Annotated in this window: 14 protein-coding genes; 8 read left to right on the top strand and 6 right to left on the bottom strand. The window is 71.3% G+C overall.

What is annotated here, in order from left to right; all coding sequences use genetic code 11:
- Positions 1 to 376: 376 nt before the first annotated feature.
- Positions 377 to 667: a chorismate mutase gene (locus ACFQ7Q_RS34655; protein WP_383562243.1), complete on the bottom strand. Its 291-nt coding sequence runs from the start codon at positions 665 to 667 to the stop codon at positions 377 to 379.
- Positions 668 to 990: 323 nt separating this feature from the next.
- Here ACFQ7Q_RS34655 and guaA point away from each other — a divergent pair, with 323 nt between their 5' ends.
- The 4 genes from guaA (at position 991) to ACFQ7Q_RS34675 (ending at position 5,569) form a co-directional block, all read left to right on the top strand.
- The gene (gene guaA, locus ACFQ7Q_RS34660; protein ID WP_383562245.1) at positions 991 to 2,583 is read left to right on the top strand and encodes a glutamine-hydrolyzing GMP synthase; all 1,593 of its coding nucleotides are present in this window, start codon (positions 991 to 993) and stop codon (positions 2,581 to 2,583) included.
- A 174-nt stretch (positions 2,584 to 2,757) separates the two neighbouring features.
- Complete coding sequence (locus tag ACFQ7Q_RS34665; RefSeq protein WP_383562247.1) at positions 2,758 to 3,546, top strand: class II aldolase/adducin family protein; 789 nt, start codon at positions 2,758 to 2,760, stop codon at positions 3,544 to 3,546.
- A gap of 138 nt (positions 3,547 to 3,684) precedes the next feature.
- Positions 3,685 to 4,923 carry a hypothetical protein gene (locus ACFQ7Q_RS34670; protein ID WP_383562249.1) on the top strand — a complete coding sequence of 413 codons (1,239 nt, stop codon included), beginning with the start codon at positions 3,685 to 3,687 and terminating at the stop codon, positions 4,921 to 4,923.
- 124 nt (positions 4,924 to 5,047) lie between these two features.
- On the top strand, positions 5,048 to 5,569 hold the full coding sequence (locus tag ACFQ7Q_RS34675; protein WP_383562251.1) for a DoxX family protein: 522 nt from the start codon (positions 5,048 to 5,050) through the stop codon (positions 5,567 to 5,569).
- Here the strand turns inward: ACFQ7Q_RS34675 and ACFQ7Q_RS34680 are convergent.
- Together ACFQ7Q_RS34680 and ACFQ7Q_RS34685 are read right to left on the bottom strand one after the other, a co-directional pair.
- Entirely contained in the window at positions 5,479 to 5,739 is a 261-nt protein-coding gene (locus ACFQ7Q_RS34680) for a hypothetical protein (RefSeq protein WP_383562253.1), read from the bottom strand. The two genes, ACFQ7Q_RS34675 and ACFQ7Q_RS34680, sit on opposite strands and share 91 nt — an antisense overlap.
- On the bottom strand, positions 5,726 to 7,081 hold the full coding sequence (locus ACFQ7Q_RS34685) for a PspC domain-containing protein (protein WP_383562255.1): 1,356 nt from the start codon (positions 7,079 to 7,081) through the stop codon (positions 5,726 to 5,728). Before ACFQ7Q_RS34685 ends, ACFQ7Q_RS34680 begins: the two co-directional genes overlap by 14 nt.
- Before the next feature lie 170 nt (positions 7,082 to 7,251).
- Between ACFQ7Q_RS34685 and ACFQ7Q_RS34690 the strand changes: the two genes are divergently transcribed.
- A complete protein-coding gene (locus ACFQ7Q_RS34690) occupies positions 7,252 to 8,520 on the top strand; it encodes a PspC domain-containing protein (RefSeq protein WP_383562257.1) in 1,269 nt (422 codons plus the stop codon).
- Positions 8,517 to 9,224, top strand: a complete 708-nt coding sequence (locus ACFQ7Q_RS34695; protein WP_383562259.1) for a LuxR C-terminal-related transcriptional regulator — start codon at positions 8,517 to 8,519, stop codon at positions 9,222 to 9,224. Before ACFQ7Q_RS34690 ends, ACFQ7Q_RS34695 begins: the two co-directional genes overlap by 4 nt.
- A 6-nt stretch (positions 9,225 to 9,230) precedes the next feature.
- On the opposite strand, the gene ACFQ7Q_RS34700 is transcribed toward ACFQ7Q_RS34695, so the two are convergent.
- On the bottom strand, positions 9,231 to 9,638 hold the full coding sequence (locus tag ACFQ7Q_RS34700) for a DUF3291 domain-containing protein (RefSeq protein WP_383562261.1): 408 nt from the start codon (positions 9,636 to 9,638) through the stop codon (positions 9,231 to 9,233).
- 81 nt (positions 9,639 to 9,719) lie between these two features.
- A complete protein-coding gene (locus ACFQ7Q_RS34705; protein ID WP_383562263.1) occupies positions 9,720 to 10,805 on the bottom strand; it encodes an NlpC/P60 family protein in 1,086 nt (361 codons plus the stop codon).
- 346 nt (positions 10,806 to 11,151) lie between these two features.
- On the opposite strand from ACFQ7Q_RS34705, the gene ACFQ7Q_RS34710 reads away from it, so the two are divergent.
- Positions 11,152 to 11,505, top strand: coding sequence for a hypothetical protein (locus ACFQ7Q_RS34710; RefSeq protein ID WP_383562265.1), 354 nt, complete (start codon positions 11,152 to 11,154; stop codon positions 11,503 to 11,505).
- A 52-nt stretch (positions 11,506 to 11,557) separates the two neighbouring features.
- Here the strand turns inward: ACFQ7Q_RS34710 and ACFQ7Q_RS34715 are convergent, their stop codons facing one another.
- On the bottom strand, positions 11,558 to 12,718 hold the full coding sequence (locus ACFQ7Q_RS34715; RefSeq protein WP_383562267.1) for an NlpC/P60 family protein: 1,161 nt from the start codon (positions 12,716 to 12,718) through the stop codon (positions 11,558 to 11,560).
- Positions 12,719 to 12,991: 273 nt separating this feature from the next.
- Here ACFQ7Q_RS34715 and pcrA point away from each other — a divergent pair, with 273 nt between their 5' ends.
- On the top strand, positions 12,992 to 15,451 hold the full coding sequence (pcrA, locus tag ACFQ7Q_RS34720; protein WP_383562269.1) for a DNA helicase PcrA: 2,460 nt from the start codon (positions 12,992 to 12,994) through the stop codon (positions 15,449 to 15,451).
- Positions 15,452 to 15,496 lie beyond the last annotated feature (45 nt).

Here is a 15,496-nt window from a genome sequence, read left to right on the forward strand (position 1 = left end):
GGGGCCGGGGATCCCGTCTCGCCCGGTTGGGGGCGGCCCGGGGCGTCCCCGGGGCCGACCGCCCTTTCTGGGTGACCGGGCTGCTGTCCCCTGCCGTCCGGTCACGCGCGCTGGGGCGAGGTCCCACGACGTACTTGCGGTACGTCACACGCCCCAGCGAAGCCACGCGTGGTTTTTTCGGGCCCGCCCCTGGCTGGCACGGACAACGGGACCAACGAAGGGGTGCGGGAGCCGGTCACGCGCCGTACGGGTGAGAGCGGGCCCGAACTCAGATGCGGGGACGCACCCGGATACGCGACGCACGTCGATCCGTGAGCGTGCGCGGTCGGGCAGGCGAGCGCGCATCGATCCCCGAGCGCGCCCCCGGTCCGTGCGCTCAGATGCGGCCCCGGCAGAGCTCCAGCATCGTCATCGCCAGCGCCGTACCCGGCTTGCCCAGCGCGTCCCTGTAGTGCCCCAGCACCTCCATCTCGCGCGCGAGGTTCACGCGACGGCCGCCCGAGCCGATCCGGGCCTCCTGGATGACGGCCGACACGGCCATCCGTTCCTGGATCAGGCCGATGATCCGGTCGTCGAGGGCGTCGATGCGCTCGCGGGCGTCGCCGATGAGCACGGCGGCCTCGTCGGTACGGGCGCCGGTCTTCTCGGTGTGGGTCATGGCGGTCATGGTGGGGCTCCTCGGGGTGTCGGTGTCGGATGCCCCGGAGCGACAAGGACCGGAAACGACAGAACGCCCCGGGCCTTGTCGGCCCGGGGCGCCTGGGAAGTCGCTTGTCAGCTAAGCAACACGACCATGGCAGCCGGACGGGCCGGTGCCATAGGTAAAGACGAAGGTCGTGAGCTTGCGCATGGCGACAGTATGGACCCCTGCCCGGGGGCCGGGCCAAACCGGGTTCGGATGGTGAGACGAAAAGCGACTCCGGCGCGCCGGTAGAATCGACAAATAGCCCCCTTCGGGGGACCCCTCCCTACCGCCGGAAGGCCGCCGTAGTGTCATCAGCGACTCCCGCTGCCGCGCCCGACGTCACCAACCCGGACGTAGTCCTCGTTGTCGACTTCGGCGCCCAGTACGCCCAGCTCATCGCCCGACGCGTCCGTGAGGCGCGGGTCTACAGCGAGATCGTCCCGTCCACCATGCCGGTGGCCGAGATGCTGGCCAAGAACCCGAAGGCGATCATCCTCTCCGGCGGCCCGTCCTCCGTGTACGCGGAGAACGCCCCGCGCCTCGACCGCGCGCTCTTCGAGGCCGGTGTCCCCGTCTTCGGCATGTGCTACGGCTTCCAGCTGATGGCGACCACCCTCGGTGGCACCGTCGACAACACGGGTGCCCGTGAGTACGGCCGTACGCCGCTGCACGTCTCCAAGGCCGGATCGACCCTCTTCGAGGGCACCCCGACCGAGCAGTCCGTGTGGATGTCGCACGGCGACGCCTGCTCCGCCGCCCCCGAGGGCTTCAGCGTCACCGCGTCCACGGACGTCGTGCCGGTCGCCGCCTTCGAGAACGACGAGAAGAAGCTGTACGGCGTCCAGTACCACCCCGAGGTGCTGCACTCCACGCACGGCCAGCAGATCCTTGAGCACTTCCTCTACCGCGGCGCCGGCATCGAGCCGAACTGGACCACCGGCAACGTCATCGAGGAGCAGGTCGCGGCCATCCGCGAGCAGGTCGGCGACAAGCGCGCCATCTGCGGTCTGTCCGGCGGCGTCGACTCCGCCGTGGCCGCGGCGCTCGTGCAGAAGGCCATCGGCTCGCAGCTCACCTGCGTGTACGTCGACCACGGTCTGATGCGCAAGGACGAGACCGAGCAGGTCGAGAAGGACTTCGTGGCCGCCACCGGCGTCCAGCTGAAGGTCGTCGACGCGCAGGAGCGGTTCCTCACCGCGCTGGCCGGCGTCTCCGACCCGGAGACCAAGCGCAAGATCATCGGCCGCGAGTTCATCCGCGTGTTCGAGCAGGCGCAGCTGGAGATCCTCCAGGAGGAGGGCCCCGAGGTCGCGTTCCTCGTCCAGGGCACGCTCTACCCGGACATCGTCGAGTCCGGCGGCGGCACCGGCACCGCCAACATCAAGTCCCACCACAACGTGGGCGGCCTCCCCGAGGACCTGGAGTTCGAGCTCGTCGAGCCGCTGCGCCAGCTGTTCAAGGACGAGGTCCGCATGGTCGGCCAGGAGCTCGGCCTGCCGGAGGAGATCGTCCAGCGCCAGCCGTTCCCCGGCCCCGGCCTCGGTATCCGCATCGTCGGCGAGGTCACCAAGGAGCGCCTGGATCTGCTGCGCGAGGCCGACGCCATCGCCCGCGAGGAGCTGACGGCCGCCGGTCTCGACCGCGACATCTGGCAGTGCCCGGTCGTGCTGCTCGCCGATGTGCGCTCGGTGGGTGTGCAGGGCGACGGCCGCACCTACGGCCACCCGATCGTCCTGCGTCCCGTCTCCTCCGAGGACGCCATGACGGCGGACTGGACGCGGATGCCGTACGACGTCCTGGCGAAGATCTCGACCCGGATCACCAACGAGGTCGCCGATGTGAACCGTGTGGTGCTCGATGTGACGAGCAAGCCGCCGGGCACCATCGAGTGGGAGTAGCACTCACGGTTGCTCCCGTACGCGTGTGAAGCCGCCGCCCCCACCATCCGGGGGCGGCGGTTTCGTCGTGTCCGGTGCCTTCGGAGTCCCGTCCTCGGCGTCTTCGGAGGCTTCGACGTCTTCGGCGTGTGATCTCTCTGGTCAGTTGCACGGTCCGGCGTTACCTTCCCGCGCATGAGCGAGACACCGGCCCCCGTACCCGCCGATCGGCTCCACGTCGCGATGCCTCCCGTCCACGGGACCGTCGAGGAGGAGCGGGCGTACCGCAAGCAGAGACTCGCGGGCGCGCTCAGACTCTTCGGACGGTTCGGATACGAGGAGGGCGTCTCCGGTCATGTCACCGCCCGGGACCCCGAGTACGCCGACTGTTTCTGGGTGAACCCCTTCGGTGCGCCCTTCGACGAGCTGACGGCGAGCGACCTCGTCCTCGTCAACGGCGACGGGCAGGTCGTGCTCGGCGGCGCACCCGTGAACCAGGCCGCCTTCGCCGTCCACGCCGAGGTCCACCGGGCCCGGCCCGATGTCGTCGCCGTCGCGCACAGCCACTCCACCTACGGGCGGGCGCTCGCCGCCCTCGGCGAGATGGTCGAGCCGATCACCCAGGAGGCCTGCGGTTTCTACCAGGACCACGCGCTCTACGACGCGTACACCGGGGTGGCCGTCGATCGCGAGGAGGGGCGGCGGATCGCCACCGCCCTCGGCCCGTACAAGGCGATCGTGCTGCGCAACCACGGCCTGCTGACCGTCGGGACCTCGGTCGACGCGGCCGCCTGGTGGTTCATCGCGATGGAGCGGTGCGCCCAGGGGCAGCTGGCCGCGCGGGCCGCGGGCAAGCCGGTGCCGATCGGGCACCGGGAGGCGGTGGCCACCCGTGAGCAGCTCGGCACCGATCTCGCCGCGTGGATCAACTACCAGCCGCTGTGGCGCAGGATCAGCCGAGCGGAGCCCGAACTGTTGTCGTAGAACATGGCCCGGACTGTCCTTACGTCAATGTGATGACGGTTCAATCACTCTCGCGCGGGGCGCTCGGAGCAGTCGAGAGGCTCTCCGGTGCGGCACAATTCCCTGGAATCAACGGCCAGTTGACGTGTCGATCGGGAAATGAACGCCGTGTCGGTGCAAGAGGCGAGACAGTGCGGTGACCACGCGGGGTGCGCACGGGGCGGGCGCGCGGGTCACCGACGTGCCGTCGCCGCCTTCCTCGCCCGACGCGACGAGCTCGCCGCCGGTCACGGGGTCCCCGCGGCCGTCGCGCACTCGCCGGTCGCCTCCCGGCAGTGGGTCTCCGACGAACTCGCCCAGTCGGCCCGGACCGTCGCCGCGCGCGATCGCGAGGACGGCGATGCCTGGCTCCGGCGGGTCCGGTACGCCACCCTCGGCGCCGTATGGGGTGCGGTCCTCGCCCTGCTCCTCGGCCAGGCGCTCACCGCGATCGGCACGGGCTGGACGGGAGCGCGCACCGCCGGGCTCGTCGCCGCCCTCCTCCTCGCGGTCCCGCTGACCGGCGCGGCCCACGCCCACCGGGCGCGCGGTGGGGTCCTCGCCCCACTGATCGGGGAGGACAACCGGCTCTCCACCTCCCGCGCGGTCGCGGCCGGCTGGCTGCTCTTCGCCGTCTACGCCGTGCTCTTCCTCGCGCTGCGCACGGTCACCGGCGCCGACCGGACCGGCCTCGGGATCTCCCACGGCGCCGGGCTGCTGACCGTCTTCGCGCTGACCGCGGCGGTCGCCGTCGCCACCCGCCGGATCGTCTGGGCACGGGTCATGGGGCAGCGTCTGCAGAAGGTCCGCGCCGACCGCCCCCGCGCGGCCGACCTCCTCTGCGACGACAACGGCCGTGCCTGCCCCACGGACCTCGCCTATCTCCTGGTGTCCGGCGCCGTCCTCGTCCTCGGAGCCGTGCGGCTCGGGCACGAACCCGACCGGCTGCCCGGCCTGCCCTGGTCCCTGGTCGTTCTCGTCGCCGTGGCGGCGGCCGGCTATCTCGCCACGAAGTGCGTCGAGGGCGGCCGGCCCGCCCTCTTCTCCGTCGTCCGCTCCCGTGAGGCGGGCGACCTCGACGCACCGATCCGTACCGGCGACGACATCGAGATCCGGGGGGCCGGTTTCGTCCCGGCCGGCGCCGGCGGACCGGACCCTTTGACCCGACTGGTCGTGCGGATCGGATCCGTCCACGCGCACGTCCCGCTCGTCCCCGTTCCGGGCGGCTTCGCCAACCCGACGGACACCTCCCTGACCGTCCCGCTCCCCGTGGACGTGGAGCCTGGGCGGGTCGAGGTGTGGGTGGTGACGGCCTCGGGCGTGGAGACCAACCGGGTCATGATCGACGTCGTCGACTGAGCCGATCGGCCTCGCCTGAACTCCCGACGTGTTCCTCGCGTATCCCCATGCAGGGGGTCCGAGGACAATCGGTTCCGCGGACGGACAGTGGCGCGGGAGAGGCAGGCCGACGATGTCAGAACGAATGCACAGGACGACCGGGACGTACGGAAACGGTGGCCACGGCCGGTCCGGCCGGCTCACCGGCTGGAAGGAGACCGGGTCGCGGTACGCCCTGCTGCCGCTGAGACTCTTCCTCGGGATCACGTTCATCTACGCCGGGATCGACAAACTCACCGACTCCGCCTTCATGTCCGACACGGGCACCGGGTCCATCGGCGAGATGATGCGCGGCGTCCGGGACACCTCGGCCATCCCGGCCATGGTGGACATGGCGCTCAACAGCCCCGTCGGCTTCGGCTACGCCATCGCGTTCGGCGAACTCGCCGTCGGCATCGGGACGCTGGTCGGCCTCTTCGCCCGGCTGGCCGCGCTCGGAGGAGCGTTGATCTCCCTGAGCCTGTGGCTGACCGTCAGCTGGCAGGTCAATCCGTACTACTACGGGAACGACCTCGCCTATCTGATGTCCTGGCTGCCGCTCGTGCTCGCCGGGGCCGCGTACTTCTCGCTCGACGCCATGCGCGCCGAGCGCCGGCGCACACGGTAGGCGACCCAGGTCGCCAGGGCGGCCACCCCCAGGCCGCCGAAGAGGACCGGGACCACCTCGTACCAGGGGGTGGTCCAGGCGCCCGAGGCGTCGCCCGCGTACATCACGGTGAGCACGAGGGCGGTCGAGCCGGCGATCAGCCTGCCGGGGCGGAACTCATGAAGCAGCACGGGTGACCTCCACCTGTCCGAGACCGACCTCCAGCGAGAGGTCGACCGTACCCGCCGGGGCGGTGCCCTTCGGCGGCGCGAGCGTCCGGGTCACGTCGCGGTCCGGCGCTACGTCGATGTCACCGGGCGCCTGCTGCGGCAGCCGCACATCGCCCAGCCCCACCTGGGCCCTCAGCTTCACCGTGACGTCCTTCGGGACGATCACTTCGAGCTTCCCCGCCCCGACCTCGGCCGCGGTGTCGACCGTCTTCCCGGCGGGGACCGCGAGGCGTGACAGATCGAGCGTGCCGACGCCCGTGCCCAGTTCGTAGCGCGGCTGCACGGCGGCGACCGACGCCGGCTTCCAGGTCGTACGAACCCACTCCGTGGAGATCTCCTTCGGCAGGGCCGCCGCCACGGCGAGCAGACCCGCGGTGACCACGGTCAGGAAGATCGTGCCGAATCCGGTCCGGCCGAGGAAGCTGCTGACCACCAGTCCGAGGCCGAACACGCCCAGAGCGGCGACCAGACCGATCTGCAGGCTCGTGCCGAGCGGATGCGTCTCCCAGGACAGGCCCGTGCCCAGGCCGCCGGCCAGCAGCGCGAGCAGGAAGACCGGACCGCCGATGGAGCGCGGCCCGCGCCGGACCGCCGAGGCGGCGGGCCGTCGCCCGGCGGCGGGTCCGGCCGTGCCCCACTGACTGCCGGGCACCGGGATCTCGCCGTTCTCGAGCCGGCCGTCCTCGTCCACCACGCCGTGCGGGCCCCAGAGATAGCCGACGGCGATCCTGCCGGTCGAGCCGTCCTTGACTATGGGGTCCTTCCACCAGGACGGGAACTCCACCAGCGGAGGAGCCTTCGCCTCCGGCGGCGCCTCCGCGACCGCCTGCGCCGTCGCCGCGTCCATCCGGCCCTCGGCGTCCCCGCCGACCGCCTGCATGCGCCGCTGCGACCAGACCGCCGCCCCGCACACCGCTATCGACAGCATCATCGCGAACGCCAGCGTCCCGCCGTTGCCCAGCATCGAGAGGAAGACGCCGCAACCGACCAGGGCCATCAGCACGGCCGCGAGCGCCGCCCCGTCGACCCGGCCGGAGAGCAGCCTGCGGCCCTCGTTCTCCTCCTCGCCCGCGAGCGGGAGGAGCAGCCACGCGAAGCCGTAGAAGATCAGCCCGATGCCGCCGGTCACGGACAGCACGCCCACCGCGATCCGGAAGATCACCGGATCGAGATCGAAGTGCCGGCCGAGGCCGCCGCACACACCGGCCACGACCTTGTGCCGCCGCGAGCGCCGCAGGGGCGCGACGGGCGGGGCCTCCGCCGCCGGCGGGGCCTCGTGGTGAGAAGGCGTCGAACTCGTCATGCGTCCATGGTGACGGCCGGTGCCCGGCCGCGGCACCGGGGCCGACCCTGGCGTGACCCTGATATTCCGCGGGCGGTCCACCCCGAGAGACGCCTAGGGGCCGCGTCCTAGGGGCGATCTCAGGGCAGACCCTGATGTCCACGCCGGGCCGGACGTGTGACGATCGGTTCATGCCCGCAACCGCCCGTGTCGCCGAGACCGACGAACCGCCCGTGCGCAAGCTCTATCGGAGCGCCGACGGCCGGTGGCTCGGCGGTGTCGCGCGCGGCCTCGCGGGACATCTGGGGCTGCCCGTCGTCTGGGTCCGCGCCCTGTTCGCGGCCCTGCTCCTCGCGGACGGCCTGGGCGCCCTGCTGTACGCGGTCTTCTGGATCGTCGTCCCGCTCGGCGTCGGCGGCCGCTCCACGCCCCGGCCGGTGTTCGAGACCACCGCCGACGGCCGGCGCAGGCTGCGCAAGCCGGACCGGGGCCAGGTCTTCGCGCTGATCGCGCTCGCGATCGGCGCCGCGATCTTCGCGGGGAACATCGACTGGGGCAATCGGACGGACCGCTATGTCTGGCCGACGCTCCTCATCGGCGTCGGGGTGGTGCTCGTCTGGCGACAGGCGGACAACGCCCGCCGGGCCAGCTGGACCGAGACCGGCCGCCGTCGGCGCACGCTGCAACTCGCCCGTGGCTTCGCCGGAGTCGCACTGGTCGGCATGGGGCTGACCGTCTTCATGGTGGTCCGCGGCTCCGCCGCCCAGCTGGGCACGGCGCTGACCGCCGCGATAGCCGTGCTCACCGGTATCGCGCTGCTCGCCGGCCCCTGGCTGGTGCGGATGTCCCAGGACCTCTCCGAGGAGCGGACCATGCGCATCCGCGCGCAGGAGCGCGCCGAGGTCGCGGCCCATGTCCATGACTCCGTGCTCCACACGCTCACGCTGATCCAGCGGAACGCGGACGAGCCCGGCGAGGTGCGCCGACTCGCCCGCGCCCAGGAGCGGGAGCTGCGGAACTGGCTGTACAAGCCGGAGGGCACGGGCAAGGACGAGGCCGAGGAGCCCGAGACCCTCGCCGAGGCGGTGAAGCGGGCCGCCGCCGAGGTCGAGGACAAGCACGGTGTCCCGCTGGAGGTCGTCGTCGTGGGCGACTGCCCGCTCGACGAGAAACTGGTCGCACAGATGCAGGCCGCGCGCGAGGCGATGGTCAATGCCGCGAAGTACGGTGGCGAGGGTGGGGCGGTGCAGGTCTACGCCGAGGTGGAGGGCCGTTCGGTCTTCGTCTCGGTGCGGGACCGGGGGCCCGGCTTCGACCTCGATTCCGTACCCGCCGACCGGATGGGCGTACGAGAATCGATCATCGGCCGGATGCAGCGCAACGGCGGTTCGGCCCGGCTGCGGGCGGTGCCGGGCGGAGGCACCGAAGTGGAGCTTGAGATGGAGAGGGCGGACGCATGAGCGACGAGACCGGGACCGGGACGACGGGGGCGGAGACCGTGGAGCGCCGGGTACGGGTCGTGCTCGTCGACGACCACCGGATGTTCCGCACGGGCGTGCAGGCCGAGATCGGGCGGACCGACGTGACCGGGGTCGAGGTGGTCGGAGAGGCCGCCGACGTCGACCAGGCGGTCACGGTGATCACCGCCACCCGCCCCGAGGTCGTCCTGCTCGATGTACACCTGCCGGGCGGCGGCGGGGTCGAGGTGCTGCGGCGCTGCGCGAGCCTGATGGCGGCGGCCGAGGACCCGGTGCGCTTCCTCGCCCTCTCGGTCTCCGACGCGGCGGAGGACGTGATCGGCGTGATCCGGGGCGGTGCCCGCGGCTATGTCACCAAGACGATCACCGGGACCGACCTGGTCGACTCGATCTTCCGCGTCCAGGAGGGGGACGCGGTGTTCTCCCCCCGCCTGGCCGGCTTCGTACTCGACGCCTTCGCCTCCACCGACGCCCCGCCGGTGGACGAGGATCTCGACCGCCTCACCCAGCGGGAGCGCGAGGTACTGCGACTGATCGCCCGTGGGTACGCGTATAAGGAGATCGCCAAGCAGCTCTACATCTCGGTGAAGACGGTGGAGTCGCATGTCTCGGCGGTCCTGCGCAAGCTCCAGCTGTCCAACCGCCATGAACTGACCCGCTGGGCGACGGCCCGCCGGCTGGTCTGAGACCGGCTAGGAGCCCGCCTTCTTGGCGGCTTCCTCGGCGAGTCGGCGCTTGGCCTCGGTCCAGTCGATCGGGAGCCGGTCCACCGGCACCTCCCAGAAGGTGAAGGTGGAGTCGCGCATGGTCGCGCGCAGGCCGGTCATGATCGAGCGGTGGGGTTCGGCGCGGGCGTAGGCGTAGAGGGCGTTGCGGTCCTCCCATGCCGAGAGGGTGTAGAAGGTCCGCTTCAGCGGCTGGGCGATCAACGAGGCACCCAGGGCGCCCGGCGCCGACTTCACCTGTCGCCAGGCGCTGAGCGACCGAAGGAAGAACCGGGGCACGTCCTTCAGCGAGCGCACCTCGAAGCGGGAGGCCATGACCTGCGCCTCGGTGCCGGCGCGGGCCTGGTTCGGGACGGTCCAGGGGAGCGTGGGCATGGCTTGTCCTCTCCACGATTGGATAGTGGCACTACCCATAGTAGATAGCGCCACTATCCAAAGGTCAAGGGGTGAGCGTCCTCACGCCACCCGAGTCGCGCCCGCGAACGGCATCTCGTCGATCGGCGCGACCCGGATCGGAGCGCCCGGCCGGGGCGCGTGGATCATCTGCCCGCCGCCGATGTACAGCCCGACGTGGCTGATGCCGGAGTAGAAGAACACCAGGTCGCCCGGGGCCAGTTCGGAGCGCGACACCCGCTGCCCGGCGTTGATCTGCGTGTACGTCGTACGGGGCAGCGACACCCCGGCGGAGCGCCAGGCGGCCTGCGTCAGGCCCGAGCAGTCGTACCCCGACGGGCCCGTCGCCCCCCACACGTACGGCTTGCCGAGCTGGTCCCTGGCGAAGGAGATCGCCTGAGCGGCCCGCCCGTTCGGCGCCGCGACCGAGCCGCGCCCCTCGCCGGCCCGGTCCGCCCGCGCCCCGGCCGTATCGGCGAAGCCCCCGGAGCCGTCGCTCCGCCCCGAACCGGTCGCCGCCGCGTCGTACCGGGCCCGCTGCTCGGCGGTCAGCCGGGCCAGCAGCTTCCGCGCCTCGTCGAGCTTGCCCTGGACGGCCGTCTTCTGCCGCCGCAGCTCGGCCTCGTGGCCGCGCAGCTGCGTCAGCCGCTCCGTCGACTCGGCGCGCAGCTGCCCGATCCCGGTGAGCTCCCGCCGCACGGAGGTGATCGCCGACGCCTGCCGCTCCCCGGCCTTCTCCGCGAGCGCGGCGCGTGCCAGGTACTCGTCCGGGTCGGAGGTCAGGGCGAGCTGCACGGCGGGATCGAGACCGCCGGAGCGGTACTGCGCCGCGGCCGTGGAGCCGAGCGCGTCACGGGCGGTGTTGAGACGCTCGGTCCTGCGGGCGGCCTCGTCGCGCAGCCGGTCGAGCGCGCCCCGGGCCTCGTCCACCTTCTCCTTCGCCCCGTTGTACTTCTCGGTGGCCACCTCGGCCTCCTGGTACAGCCGGTCGACCTTCGCCTTCACCTGCGCGGGGGTGAGCCTGGGCTCGGCCTGCCCGGACCCCTCGAAGACGGTCGCCGTGGCCGCGGAGGCGAGGGCGAGCGTGGCGGCGGTCCGTGCCGCCTGGCCACCGAGGGGTGAGTTCCTGGGCTTGCGGTGAGCTGCCACGAGGGCGGGTCACATCCTCTCCCTGTGGGGGTCGATGCCCACCGGGTCCGGCGATGGACCGCACAGGGGAGACGGCCCACCGCCGGATTTCTCGGCGGGGGCGACCGACTGCCGCCGGAAGAACCGACGGTGGTGGGGAGCCGGCCACCTGGAGGAGGACGCTAAACCTCGGCGTCACGGCAGGGCGGGGAGTTGACCGCTATTGGCGCCAGTTGGCGCTCCGGGACCGTTCGCTTCCGGGGCCCGCGGCGGGTGGGTGCCGCATTGCGGCACGCCCGTGACCGATGCGCCGGACTGGCTGGACCCGGCCGAACAGCGGTGCTAGGGCCCGGTTAGGCTCCGCCTCATGGACGTACTCATCAATGTCTTCGTCGCCCTGCACATCATCGGAATCGCCTCGCTGCTCGGCGGATTCCTGACCCAGATGAAGGCGATGGGCGCGGGTACGGCCCGCTTCGTGCCGGCCATGCTGCACGGCGCGCTGACGATGCTGGTCACCGGAATCGCCCTGGTCGGCCTCAACCAGGCCGACGACCAGGCCGTCAACAACGTGAAGATCGGCATCAAGATGGCGATCCTCGTCGTCATCCTCGCCCTCGTGTACGTGAAGCGGGACGAGGAGAAGGTGCCCGCGGGCCTCTTCGGCGCGGTCGGCGGCCTGACCGTGGCCAACATCTTCATCGCGACGCTCTGGACCTGACGGAGCCGGCTCCCGGCCTGACGGAACCGGCTCCCGACCTCACGGAGCCGGCTCAGGCCGGGCGCACGCTCCCGTAGATCGGCATGTAGTAGATCGACTCCTCGCGGACGTTGGCACCCGGCTTCGGCGCGTGGATCATCTTGCCGCCGCCGATGTACAGGCCGACGTGGCTGATGTCGTCGTAGAAGAAGACGAGATCGCCGGGGAGCAGGTCCGCCGTCGCGACCCGCGTTCCCACCTCCACCTGGTCCCAGGTCGTGCGGGGCAGGTCGACGCCCGCCGCCTTCCAGGCGCCCTGGGTCAGACCGGAGCAGTCGTACGAGCTCGGACCCGTCGCGCCCCATACGTACGGCTTGCCGATCTGGGCCCGGGCGAACGCCAGCGCCTTCTCCGCCTTCGCCGCGTACGTCGAGCCGCTCGTCCCACCGGTCGCCGGCGGCTCGGCGTTGTCCTTGGCCGCCTCCTCCTGCCTGCGCCGCTCGGCATCCGCGGCCGCCTTGGCCGCCGCCGCGGCCTCCGCCTTCGCCTGCTCCTCGGCCTTGCGTCGCGCCTCGGCCTGACGCTTGCGCTCCAGCTCCGCCAGCCGGGCCTTCTCCTCGGCCGTCAGCCGGGCGAGGAGGGTCCGCGCCTCCGCCAGCTTCCCCTGGACGTTCTGCTTGCTGGTGCGGAGCTTCGCCTGCGACTCGGTGAGGCTATCCAGGCTCTTCGTCGCCTCGGCCCGCTGCTTCGCCGCTTCGGCGCGCTTGTCCTCGTAGTCCGCCACCGCGCTGTGCTGCCGCTCGGAGAGCCGGTCCATGAGGTGGGTCTGGTCGAAGTACGACTGCGGGCTGTCGGCGAAGATCAGCGCGGCGGTCGGGCCGACCGCCCCCGCCCGGTACTGCGCCGCCGCGTACGAGCCGAGCGCGCGCCGTGACTCGTTGATGGCGTCCGTCCGCTTGGCCACGTCGTCCAGGATCCGGTCGACCTTGCGGCGCTGCTGGTCCGTGGACTCCTTGGCCCGGTTGTACTCCTGCGTCGCCGTGCCGGCCTGCCGGTAGAGGTCGTCGACCTTCTTCTGGATCTCCTCCACCGTCGGCTTCGGCGCGGCAGGCGCCGCCTGCGCGCTCTGTGTGGACAGCAGGGTTACGGAGGCTATGGCGGCCGTCGTGACCCCGACGGCGGGGGAGTGCGGACGTGTGCTGCGCGGCTTGCGATGGGACGCCAAGACCGGCATCTCCTTCCGTGGCCGCCGAGTTGCGCAGGCCCAACTGGTTGGAGACAGGGCCGGGTTCGGCGTGGGCTGCCCGCTCGGCGCGATTCGCCGCCGGAGGGGACGGGCTGCTTGGGCGAGCACGCTAGCCAACTCGTGGGGGCGCTGTGAAGGCCGATGTTCGATATGCCCGATACATTTTCGTGACCTGAAGCGGACTGTCACCCTCCGTAAGAATCCTGTCACTTCGGGAGGTGGCAGCGGGCTGTCAGTGCGGCGGCCTAGACTCGTTAGGCGATGAGCAGCCTCTTTGACGACAGCTTCCTGGCGAGCCTCCAGAACCACTCCTCGGAGGAGCCTCCGCCCCCGCCCGAGGACGACGAGCACCACCCGCACGGCGCCCCGGCCGCGGAGGAGGTCCCGCACGACCTCTTCGAGGGGCGCTTCGACGCGCCTGTGACCAGGGACGCGTACTACCGCGACGGAGCCGCACGCCCCGTCGTGGACGCCGCCGCGCTCCTGGAAGGGCTGAACGAACAGCAGCGCGCCGCCGTCGTCCACACCGACACCCCGCTGCTCATCGTCGCGGGCGCCGGCTCCGGCAAGACCCGGGTGCTCACCCACCGCATCGCCCACCTCCTGGGCACCCGGCACGTCCACCCCGGTCAGATACTGGCGATCACCTTCACCAACAAGGCCGCCGGCGAGATGAAGGAGCGGGTCGAGCAGCTGGTCGGCCCGCGCGCCAACGCCATGTGGGTCATGACGTTCCACAGCGCCTGCGTCCGCATCCTGCGCCGCGAGTCGAAGAAGCTCGGCTTCACGTCCTCGTTCTCGATCTACGACGCGGCCGACTCCAAGCGCCTGATGGCGCTGGTCTGCCGTGACCTGGACCTCGACCCGAAGAAGTTCCCGCCGAAGTCCTTCAGCGCCAAGATCTCGAACCTGAAGAACGAGCTGATCGACGAGGAGACCTTCGCCGACCAGGCCGTCGACGGCTTCGAGAAGACGCTCGCCGAGGCGTACCGGATGTACCAGGCGCGGCTGCGCGAGGCCAACGCCCTGGACTTCGACGACATCATCATGACGACGGTCCACCTGCTCCAGGCGTTCCCGGACGTCGCCGAGCACTACCGCCGCCGCTTCCGCCACGTCCTCGTCGACGAGTACCAGGACACCAACCACGCCCAGTACACCCTCGTACGGGAGCTGGTCGGGACCGGCTACGAGGACCTGGAGCCGGCCGAGCTGTGCGTCGTCGGTGACGCGGACCAGTCGATCTACGCCTTCCGCGGCGCGACCATCCGCAACATCCTCCAGTTCGAGGAGGACTACCCGAACGCGACGACGATCCTGCTGGAGCAGAACTACCGCTCGACGCAGACGATCCTCTCCGCCGCCAACGCCGTCATCGAGCGCAACGAGTCCCGACGCCCCAAGAACCTGTGGACGAACGCGGGCGCGGGCGCGCAGATCACCGGCTATGTCGCCGACACCGAGCACGACGAGGCCCAGTTCGTCGCCGACGAGATCGACCGCCTCACGGACGCGGGCGACGCGAAGGCCGGCGACGTCGCCGTCTTCTACCGGACGAACGCCCAGTCCCGTGTCTTCGAAGAGATCTTCATCCGCGTCGGCCTGCCCTACAAGGTCGTCGGCGGAGTGCGCTTCTACGAGCGCAAGGAGGTCCGCGACGTCCTCGCCTACCTGCGCGTTCTCGCCAACCCCGAGGACAACGTCCCGCTGCGCCGCATTCTGAACGTGCCCAAGCGCGGCATCGGCGAGCGCGCCGAGGCGATGATCGACGCCCTCTCCCTCCGGGAGAAGATCACCTTCCCGCAGGCGCTGAAGCGGGTCGACGAGGCGTACGGCATGGCGGCCCGCTCCGCCAATGCCGTCAAGCGCTTCAACGCGCTCATGGAGGAGCTCCGTACGGTCGTCGACTCCGGCGCCGGCCCCGCGGTCGTCCTGGAGGCCGTCCTGGAGCGGACGGGCTACCTCGCCGAGCTGCAGGCCTCCACCGACCCTCAGGACGAGACCCGGATCGAGAACCTGCAGGAACTGGCCGCCGTCGCCCTGGAGTTCGAGCAGGAGCGCGGTGAGGAGGAGGCCGGCACCCTGGCCGAGTTCCTGGAGAAGGTCGCGCTCGTCGCCGACTCCGACCAGATCCCCGACGAGGACGAGGAGGGGTCCGGAGTCATCACGCTGATGACGCTGCACACCGCCAAGGGCCTCGAGTTCCCGGTGGTGTTCCTGACCGGCATGGAGGACGGCGTCTTCCCGCACATGCGCGCGCTCGGCCAGGCGAAGGAGCTGGAGGAGGAGCGCCGGCTGGCGTACGTGGGCATCACGCGCGCCCGCGAGCGGCTGTATCTGACCCGCTCCTCGATGCGCAGCGCCTGGGGCCAGCCCTCGTACAACCCGGCCTCGCGCTTCCTGGAGGAGATCCCGCCGACGTATCTGGAGTGGAAGCGGACCGGCCCCATGGTCAAGCCCGCCGGGCCGACCTCGGGGATCACCTCCTCGCTCTCCTCCTCCCGTGCCCGCTCGGGTCCCTCGGGCTTCGCCACCCGCCGCACCACCGACAAGCCGGTGATCGCGCTCCAGGTCGGCGACCGGGTCACGCACGACCAGTTCGGTCTCGGTACGGTCATGCAGGTGACGGGCGTCGGCGCCGACGCGCAGGCGACGATCGACTTCGGCGACGAGAAGCCCAAGCGGCTGCTGCTGCGGTACGCGCCGGTCGAGAAGCTGTAGACGGCGCCCGCGACGACGAGAGGGGCCCCGGCCATCGGCCGGGGC

It is taken from the genome of Streptomyces sp. NPDC056527 (genome assembly GCF_042794475.1).
Taxonomy (GTDB): Bacteria; Actinomycetota; Actinomycetes; order Streptomycetales; family Streptomycetaceae; genus Streptomyces.

Coding starts and splice junctions, on each gene's coding strand:
- ACFQ7Q_RS34690 (WP_383562257.1), top strand. CDS start 7,252: ATGCCCGCAACCGCCCGTGTCGCCGAGACCGACGAACCGCCCGTGCGC.
- pcrA (WP_383562269.1), top strand. CDS start 12,992: ATGAGCAGCCTCTTTGACGACAGCTTCCTGGCGAGCCTCCAGAACCAC.
- ACFQ7Q_RS34675 (WP_383562251.1), top strand. CDS start 5,048: ATGCACAGGACGACCGGGACGTACGGAAACGGTGGCCACGGCCGGTCC.
- ACFQ7Q_RS34655 (WP_383562243.1), bottom strand. CDS start 667: ATGACCGCCATGACCCACACCGAGAAGACCGGCGCCCGTACCGACGAG.
- ACFQ7Q_RS34700 (WP_383562261.1), bottom strand. CDS start 9,638: ATGCCCACGCTCCCCTGGACCGTCCCGAACCAGGCCCGCGCCGGCACC.
- ACFQ7Q_RS34670 (WP_383562249.1), top strand. CDS start 3,685: ATGAACGCCGTGTCGGTGCAAGAGGCGAGACAGTGCGGTGACCACGCG.
- ACFQ7Q_RS34665 (WP_383562247.1), top strand. CDS start 2,758: ATGAGCGAGACACCGGCCCCCGTACCCGCCGATCGGCTCCACGTCGCG.
- ACFQ7Q_RS34710 (WP_383562265.1), top strand. CDS start 11,152: ATGGACGTACTCATCAATGTCTTCGTCGCCCTGCACATCATCGGAATC.
- ACFQ7Q_RS34715 (WP_383562267.1), bottom strand. CDS start 12,718: ATGCCGGTCTTGGCGTCCCATCGCAAGCCGCGCAGCACACGTCCGCAC.
- ACFQ7Q_RS34695 (WP_383562259.1), top strand. CDS start 8,517: ATGAGCGACGAGACCGGGACCGGGACGACGGGGGCGGAGACCGTGGAG.
- ACFQ7Q_RS34685 (WP_383562255.1), bottom strand. CDS start 7,081: ATGACGAGTTCGACGCCTTCTCACCACGAGGCCCCGCCGGCGGCGGAG.